Origin of the sequence: Thermovirga lienii (assembly GCF_036847465.1) — a bacterium.
GTDB classification, from domain to species: domain Bacteria; phylum Synergistota; class Synergistia; order Synergistales; family Thermovirgaceae; genus Thermovirga; species Thermovirga lienii.
Map to the genome: position 1 here is coordinate 1 of NZ_DAITZW010000048.1, position 8516 is coordinate 8516.

7 protein-coding genes and 1 pseudogene are annotated in these 8516 nt (G+C 50.9%); 7 read left to right on the forward strand and 1 reads right to left on the reverse strand.

Annotation, left to right across the window (positions count from 1 at the left end; genetic code table 11):
• The first annotated feature begins 21 nt into the window (after nt 1-21).
• The 7 genes from V7Z69_RS09070 (at nt 22) to V7Z69_RS09100 (ending at nt 8270) form a co-directional block, all read left to right on the forward strand.
• Nucleotides 22-1224, forward strand: coding sequence for a YgeY family selenium metabolism-linked hydrolase (locus V7Z69_RS09070; RefSeq protein WP_334139679.1), 1203 nt, complete (start codon nt 22-24; stop codon nt 1222-1224).
• A gap of 31 nt (nt 1225-1255) precedes the next feature.
• Nucleotides 1256-2458: a YgeY family selenium metabolism-linked hydrolase gene (locus V7Z69_RS09075; protein ID WP_334139680.1), complete on the forward strand. Its 1203-nt coding sequence runs from the start codon at nt 1256-1258 to the stop codon at nt 2456-2458.
• A 1-nt stretch (nt 2459) separates the two neighbouring features.
• Nucleotides 2460-3707: a threonine synthase gene (locus V7Z69_RS09080; RefSeq protein WP_334139681.1), complete on the forward strand. Its 1248-nt coding sequence runs from the start codon at nt 2460-2462 to the stop codon at nt 3705-3707.
• Nucleotides 3708-3720: 13 nt separating this feature from the next.
• A complete protein-coding gene (locus tag V7Z69_RS09085) occupies nt 3721-4983 on the forward strand; it encodes a serine hydroxymethyltransferase (RefSeq protein WP_014163863.1) in 1263 nt (420 codons plus the stop codon).
• A 39-nt stretch (nt 4984-5022) separates the two neighbouring features.
• Nucleotides 5023-6495, forward strand: coding sequence for a pyridoxal-phosphate dependent enzyme (locus tag V7Z69_RS09090; protein WP_014163862.1), 1473 nt, complete (start codon nt 5023-5025; stop codon nt 6493-6495).
• Between the two features lie 89 nt (nt 6496-6584).
• Nucleotides 6585-7622, forward strand: coding sequence for a TRAP transporter substrate-binding protein (locus V7Z69_RS09095; protein WP_014163861.1), 1038 nt, complete (start codon nt 6585-6587; stop codon nt 7620-7622).
• Between the two features lie 36 nt (nt 7623-7658).
• Nucleotides 7659-8270 carry a TRAP transporter small permease gene (locus V7Z69_RS09100; RefSeq protein ID WP_334139682.1) on the forward strand — a complete coding sequence of 204 codons (612 nt, stop codon included), beginning with the start codon at nt 7659-7661 and terminating at the stop codon, nt 8268-8270.
• A gap of 106 nt (nt 8271-8376) precedes the next feature.
• Here V7Z69_RS09100 and V7Z69_RS09105 read toward each other — a convergent pair.
• Nucleotides 8377-8516: pseudogene (locus tag V7Z69_RS09105) on the reverse strand (IS110 family transposase); the annotation flags it as partial.

Genomic DNA, 8516 nt, shown 5'->3' on the forward strand with positions numbered 1-8516 from the left:
TAAAAGTCAGGAGAACTAACTATGCTAACCTCAGGCCGAAAAGAGGAGCTAGTGAAGCTTTGTAGTAACCTGGTGCGCATCCCAAGCCTTTCGGGCCAGGAGCGGCTCCTTGCGGCCTTCGTAAGAGATGCCATGCAGAGCATGGGTTTTGATGAGGTCCAGGTTGATTTTTACGGCAGCGTAATAGGAACCATGGATTTCGGCAAGGGCCCATGTCTTCTCTTTGAGGCTCAGCTGGACCACGTAGACGTAGGAAATCCCTTTCAATGGAATCACTATCCCTTTGGAGGATTCTTGGAGGACGGCAAAATTTACGGTAGGGGCGCTACGGACCAGAAGGGTGCCCTTGCGGCGATGATGTGTGCCGCCTCGTTCTTGAAGGAAGACCGTCTTAAGGATCTTTGTGGGCGGTTGGTGGTTTCAGCCACAGTTTGTCAGGAAAAATTTGAAGGCGTTTCCTCCATGCTTGTAGCAGAAAAATGTGTCCCAGACTTCGTTGTGACCGGTGAGGCGTCGGGTCTTGCCCTGGAACGAGGGCAGCGAGGCAGAGCCGAGATAGTCGTAGAGGTCTCAGGAAAACAGGCTCATTCTGCCAGGCCAGATTATGGTGTGAACGCAGCAGTGCTCATGGCGCGTCTTGTGAGCTTCATCAAGGACAACTTCAAGCCTGCCAAAGACCCATTTCTCGGCGAGGGCATCATGGAACTGACCAGCCTGGTTTCATATCCGGAAAACGCAACGGGCATAGTGCCAGATGTATGCAGGGCGATCTTCGATAGAAGGCTTTTGCCTGGAGAGACTCGTTCCAGCGTTCTGCTTCAAGTGGAGCGCCTCCTGGAGGAAGCGGCAAAACATATCCCTTCTTTAAACGCAAGAGCATGGATCTCTTCTTCGGAATACCAGTGCTATACAGGTGCTGCCATATCTGGAGAACACTTTGCGCCAGCCTGGCTTTTGTCCGAGGATCATCCTTTCGTTAAAAGCTGCCTGAAAGGCCTGTCGAGGGCGGGGCTACCACCGCGGCTGGCCGAGGGGGCAGGCTTTGGGACCAACGGGTGCTACTACGGAGGAGTTGCTTCCATACCCACCATAGTTTTCGGTCCGTCAAGGGAAAGCCTGGCTCACGTGAGTGACGAGTATATTGAAATAGAGGAAATGTATCTGGGGTGCATGGGATATTACGGCATAGCAGAGCAGATTCTTTCCACAGAAAACGGGCTATAATGAGGGGCCCTGAATAGGAGGGGAAAGTCTAGTGTTGAGTGAAAGCAGAAGAGAAAGGCTAATAAAGTTTTGCCAGGATTTGATAAGGATCCCCAGCCTTTCTGGAGAGGAGAAGGGAGTTGCCCAGCGGATAGCCCAGGAAATGGAAAGCCTGGGATACGACAAGGTGGAGTTTGACAGGTACGGCAACGTGATAGGTACCGTCGTATTGGGCAAGGGTGGGAGAAAGATACTGTTCGAGGGGCACATGGACCACGTGGGAATATCTGACATGTCCAAGTGGAGTGTGGATCCCTACGGTGCCCAGATAAAGGACGGCAAAATTTACGGGAGAGGTTCAACGGACATGAAGGGCAACCTTTCCGCCATGGTTTTGGCTGCGGCTTTTGTCAAGGAGGACCTTGCAGGAGAGCTGGATGGGGAGATAACCGTTGCAGGATGTGTGCATGAGGAGTGCTTCGAAGGTGTGGCGTCGGAGGAGATAGCAAAGATAAGCAGGCCTGATTGCGTCGTTATAGGTGAACCCTCTGGCTTGACTCTGAAGCGAGGGCAAAGGGGCCGAGCCGAGGTGGTCCTTGAGACCTACGGCAAGAACGCCCATTCCTCAAATCCCTCCGTGGGGATAAACGCCATAAAGAAGATGACCAAAGCCCTTCTCGCCATAGAGGATGGATTCATGCCTAAAAGACACCCTGTGTTGGGGGAGGGAATTCTTGAAGTAACGGACATCATTTCGTATCCCTATCCGGGGGCCAGTGTGGTGCCTGACTGTTGTAGGTGCACCTTTGACAGAAGATTGCTGGAAGGTGAAGACAAGGATGAAGTACTAAAGCAGGTAAAAGATCTCCTTTCAGTAGTCGAAAGAGATGACCCTCAGTTTAGGTATAAGGTCAGTCTGGCCGTAGGGGAGGATAGGTGCTATACCGGAGAGCCCATAATAGCTGAACGGTTCGCCCCCGGCTGGATATTCCCTGAGGATCACCCCTTCGTGGTTGCTGCCCTTGAAGGGCTTCGATCCGTAGGACAACACCCCCAAATATCCCATTACTACTTCTGTACCAACGGAAGCTACTACGCCGGAAAGGCTAACATTCCAACCGTTGGTTTTGGCGGGTCCTTGGAGACCCTTGCCCACGTGGATGATGAATACATAGAGATAGAGCATCTCCAGAAGGCTTGCGAGGGATATTTCGGTATATCCCGCGGTGCCCTCTTGGCGAAAGAGGTGAAATAAAGTGGCAAAACCTCAATTGCTAAAATGTGCCATTTGCGGAAAAGAATATGAGCCGGAAGAGAACCTTTATACGTGCCCTGACTGCGGCTTGGATGGGACTTTTCACGTGCTGTACGATTACGAGAAGGCGGCAAAGGAGATAACGAAAGAAAAGCTTAGAGAAAACGATGATTTTTCTCTTTGGAGGTACAAGGCTGTTCTGCCCGTCGAGAAAGACGAAAACATTCCTCCTCTTGCGGCAGGTTGGACACCCCTTTACAGCTCCCAAAAGCTTGCCAGAACTTACGGTGTAAAAGAAGTTTACGTGAAAGACGACGGTCGCAACCCTACGGGCTCTCTGAAGGACCGTGCCAGCGCTGTTGGCGTTGCAAAGGCTCTGGATTACGGAAGGGATGTCATAGCTTGCGCTTCTACTGGCAACGCAGCAAGTTCCCTTTCAGGATTTGCTGCAGTCTCAGGTCTTAAAAGCATTATCTTCGTTCCCGAAAGCGCTCCGGTGGCCAAAATCACCCAGCTTCTGGTGTACGGTGCATGTGTGGTTTTGGTAAAGGGGACATACGAGAAAGCTTTTGACCTGGCCACCGAGGCAATAGAGCGCTGGGGCTGGTATAATCGTAATTGTGCGATAAACCCTTACCTAGTTGAAGGAAAAAAGACCTGTGCCATGGAGATAGCGGAGCAGCTGAATTGGGATGCGCCAGATTTTGTTTTCGTATCTGTCGGAGATGGTTGCATAATAAGCGGGTTGTATAAGGGGTTTTCTGATTTGGTGAAGCTTGGGTTAACGGAGCGAGTGCCTCATATAGTGGGAGTTCAGGCGGAGGGCGCAAGCCCAATATACAAGGCATTCAAAGAAGGGGCCCCGAGGGTGGAATTTAGCCCGGCATCCACCGTCGCGGACAGTATCTCCGTTGGGGCACCGCGAAACTGGGCCAAGGCTCTTAACGGTGTTCGAAGCAGCGGAGGTGATATGCTGGCGGTATCGGATGATGAGATTCTTTCAGCCATACCGGAACTGGCCAGGACAACGGGGGTCTTTGGGGAACCTGCTGGCGTTACTGCTTTTGCGGGATTCCGAAAGGCCGCGCGGGAAGGTAAGCTTCCCAAGGATGCAAGGGTCGCGTTAGTGGTGACAGGCAACGGGCTCAAGGACATAGAGGGTGCCCGCAGGGCAGTGGGGCAACCTATAGTTACTGAGCCTTGTCTTCTGGGGTTAGAGAAGGCATTGAAAGAGAGAAACGTAATATGAGGGAGTGATGGAAATGTTTGTGGGGTCTTTTGAATACTTGAGGAAGGTCGATCCAGCGATAGCCTCCGTGATAGAGGCGGAACTCAAGAGAGAAAGGGAGGGCATAGAGCTCATAGCTTCCGAGAACGTGGTATCCCCTGCTGTGTTGGCTGCAATGGGGTCTGTGTTAACCAATAAGTACGCTGAAGGCTATCCGGCGAAGAGGTATTACGGCGGATGCGAATTTGTGGATCAGGCAGAGGACCTGGCTCGGGATAGGGCCAAGAAGCTTTTCGGCTGCGATCACGTGAACGTCCAGCCTCACTCGGGATCTCAGGCGAACATGGCCGTTTACTTCTCGGTCTTGAAGCCCGGTGACACCATTTTAGCTATGAACTTGTCCCACGGAGGGCACCTGACCCACGGAAGTCCGGTCAACTTCTCGGGGCAGCTTTACAACGTGGTGCCTTACGGAGTCTCAAGGGAGACGGAGACCATAGATTTCGACGAGGTAGAGCGCCTGGCCTTGGAGCACAAGCCCAGGATGATAGTGTGCGGAGCCAGTGCTTACCCAAGGGAGATAGACGCAGAAAAGTTCCGCGAGATAGCGGACAAGGTGGGAGCTTACCTAATGTTCGACATAGCCCACATTGCCGGTCTGGTGGCTGCCGACCTTCATAAAGATCCTATACCGTGGTGTGACTTTGTCACCACCACGACCCACAAGACCCTGCGGGGACCCAGAGGCGGTATGGTCATGTGCAAAGAGGAGTACGCCAAGGCTATTGACAAGACCATATTCCCCGGCATGCAGGGAGGACCGCTGATGCATGTAATAGCGGCCAAGGCGGTGGCTTTCCAGGAAGCACTGCAGCCCGAGTTCAAGGAGTATCAGAGGAAAATAGTAGAAAACGCCAAGGCTTTTGCTGATGCCCTGTCTAAAAAAGGCTTCAGGCTGGTTTCAGGGGGGACGGACAACCACCTGATGCTTCTGGATCTGACTGATAGAGGTATCACAGGGAAGGATTTTGAAATAGCCTTGGACAAGGCGGGGATAACCGTCAACAAAAACACCATACCCTTTGAGACCCGAAGCCCCTTTATTACAAGCGGCATCAGGGTGGGAACTCCAGCGGTGACCAGTAGAGGCTTTGGTCCCAGCGAGATGGTGATCCTGGCCGACCTGATGGACAGAGTTGCATCTGCTCCAGACGATGAGGCAAACCTGAAGAAAGTAAGAGAGGAAGTTTTGGAGCTGTGCAGAGCCTTCCCGCTTTACGGTGGTTGGGAGCTGTAGGGCTTCGTAGATACGAACATTTTGGAAGGAGTGGGTAAGTTGATAGACCTAACTGTTAACGAAAAACAGCTGCGTAGGACGGTTGAAAGGGCAAAGGAACGAGGCATTGTAATACCGACTTTTGAACAGATGAAGGATCCAGAAAAGATCCCTCAGAAAATCAAAGAAAAGCTGAAGGATGTAGGTCTTTGGGATGTGAACCCACTCAACCTTTTCAGGATAACCTGGAAGAACGAACCCAAAAGCAAGGGGGGGCTGTACGACGGAGTCAACTTCTTGGAGCTTCCTTCAGAGCTCACGGGCGTGAAGGCCAGGATAATAGCCTTAGTCGGCAAGTGGTTCCCCACGGGAGCACACAAGGTTGGAGCTACCTTTGGCTGTTTGGTTCCCCGTCTCGTGACCGGTCAGTTCGACCCCACGACACAGAAAGCTGTGTGGCCTTCCACTGGAAACTACTGTAGGGGAGGAGCTTACAACGCTCAGCTTTTAGGCTGTGAATCCATAGCCATACTTCCTGAAGGAATGAGCAAAGAGCGCTTTGAATGGCTGAAAAGCGTGGCGGGGGAAGTTATAGCCACTCCTGGCAGCGAAAGCAACGTAAAGGAGATATTCGACAAGACGTGGGAGCTCCGCAGAACGAGGGACAACGTAGTTATATTTAATCAGTTCGAGGAGCTGGGCAACCACCTGTGGCACTATGAGGTTACGGGACACGCCATGGAAGAGGTCGTAAAGGAGGTCGCAGGGCCTCAGGATAAGTTCTTCGGCGTGACCTTGACGTCTGGTTCAGCAGGAACACTGGGGTGCGGTGACTACATGAAGGACGTCTACCCAGGGAGCAAAATAGCCGTTGGCGAAGCTCTTCAGTGCCCCACGCTCCTTATGAACGGTTTTGGAGCTCATCGTATAGAGGGTATAGGGGACAAACACGTTCCTTGGATACACAACGTCAAGAACACCGACATGGTGATAGCAGTGGACGATGCCGACAGCATGGCCATGATCAGGCTGTTCAACGAACCTATAGGAAAGGAGTTCTTGAAGGAACAGGGAGTTCCTGATGAAGTTGTGGAAAAGCTCCACCTGATGGGCATATCAAGTGCAGCCAACGTGATAATGGCCATCAAGATGGCCAAATACTATGAACTAACGGAGAAGGACATAATCCTTACGGTCTTCACGGACAGTATGGAGCTGTACCGCTCCAGGATCAAGGAGCTAGAGGAAGAGTTCGGCCCTTATACCAAGGTTCAGGCCGCCGTCGACTTTGAAAAACACATAATGGGTCTTTCGGTGGATTGGATGAAGGAGCTTACTTATTACGACAAGAAAGCTATTCATAACCTGAAGTACTATACGTGGATAGAACAGCAAGGAAAGGATATCGAGGAGCTCAATGCCCAGTGGTATGACGCGGAAAATTACTGGGGCTCTGTGCATAAAATGGCTCCTCTCATCGATGAAAAGATAAAGGCCTTCAACGAGATGACAGGAGTGCTGGACAACCTTTAATACCCCACATGCGGGGAGGTGGAAGTGGGAGAGCAAAAGAGGTTAGGAGAGTCAAGATGATCAGTAGAGAAAAAGAGGAGGGATAAGGTATGAGAAAGTTTGGGGTAGCGTTATTGGTTGCAGTGATGATAATGGTGGGAACAAGCGGAGCCTTTGCGGCCAAGACCATTAAATTGTCTCACTTGAACCCGCAGCAGCCTTTTGAAGTAGCAACAGCTGCGATGTCCGCTGTTTTCAAGAGCATGGTTGAGGCGCAGAGCAACGGAGAACTTAAGGTGGAGATTTATCCTGCAGGGCAACTTGGAAACGAACGGGAGACCATGGAACAGGTCAAGGTAGGAGTCGTGCAGAGCTACATAGCCTCTGCAGGGGGAATGGCCTCCTTCTATCCCCTGTACAGCGTCTTGGATATACCCTTTGCCATTCCCGATTACAATGTGGCTTGGAAGCTCTTTGATGGCCCCTTCGGTCAGTACCTAGCTTCAGACATAGAGAAAAAGGCGGGATTCAAGGTTTTGGGCTTTGGAGAGGCGGGAGGATTCTTCCAGCTGACCAACAGCAAGCGTCCCATAAAGACCGTTGATGACATGAAGGGATTGAAGATGAGGACCATGACCTTGCCTTCTCACCAGAACCTGATGAAGGCTTATGGAGCTGCCGCAACACCTGTTGCCTGGGCGGAAGTCTATACGGCGCTCCAGACCGGTGTGGTAGACGGACAGCACAACCCCATACCCATAATACTCACAGGGAAACTCTATGAAGTGCAGAAATATCTTACACTTACCAACCACCTCTACAGCACCTACTGTTGGGTCATGAACAAAGATTTCTATGAGGGGCTTACGGACAAGGAAAAATCCATAGTGGACGGTGCGGCCATGACTGCGATCGTTGCTGGTAGAGGCCTTAACAGGATAATAGAGGCCTCTGATAAGGGACTGCCAGCCCTTCAGGCCGCAGGAATGGAGATTTATACTCCTACTCCTGAGGCTCTTGAGCAGTTCAGGGAGATAGGAAGGAAAGCGGCTATGGAGTTCATCAAGAGCACTTATGGAGACGAAGGTGTGGAACTTGCCAACAAGTATCTGGACTCCATCAGTGAGATAGTGAAGGAGGAAAAGTAGGGCGTACGCCCTACTTTTCCCTAGAAAAAATGAGAAATGCCCAAAAAGAATAATATGTCCATATTCAAAGCTGCAGAGACAATAGGTAACGCCTTGGAGAAGGCCCTTGAGGTTCCCCTTTTGATCCTCTCGGTTATCATGACCTTCACCGTTCTTTTGGGGGTTTTGTTCCGTTACGTGTTTGTCTCTCCCTTGAGTTGGACTGAGGAATTTTCAAGGTACATGATGATCTGGATGGCCCTCCTTGCCGTTGCGCCTTGCATCTGGCGGCATGAGCACGTAGGTGTAACCATGTTCGTAAAGAAGCTGCCGAGGCTTTTGGCCAAGGGGATAATATTCATCTCAAATGCCTTCATCTTGTTTTTCCTCTATATCCTTGTGGTCTACGGTTTCAAAATGGCAGAGGGAGGCAAAGCGCAGCTTTCGACGGCTCTTAACACTAGCATGTACTGGTGGCTCATGTCTGTTCCTGTGAGTGCCCTCCTTTGCATAGTCATGCTGATCTGCAAGATGATCCTGGACATAAGACGCAAAGACCTGGACGAGATCCTTATGGCCGAGGATATAGTTGCGACGGTTAAAAGAGAGGAAAACCTAGAGTTTGATGAACCCACTCTAAAGACTCACGGTAATATGTCAATACCCTAAAACTGGAAAATAAAATTATTGGGGCAAAAAAAGACAATAATATCCCTAGCCAATTATCATGGAAAAAATTGGCACAAAAGAGGTCAAATAAGTTTTAATAACAAAATTAACTCCTCACCGTCCCTTTGTAAATTTGGCCTTTGCTCAGCAGCGCAAAGACCAGCCTAACAAATTTGCGGGCAGTCAATACCAGCGCTCTCTTATGCTGGTGCTTTTGCACCTCCTGATACTTGGTCTGGTAATAGG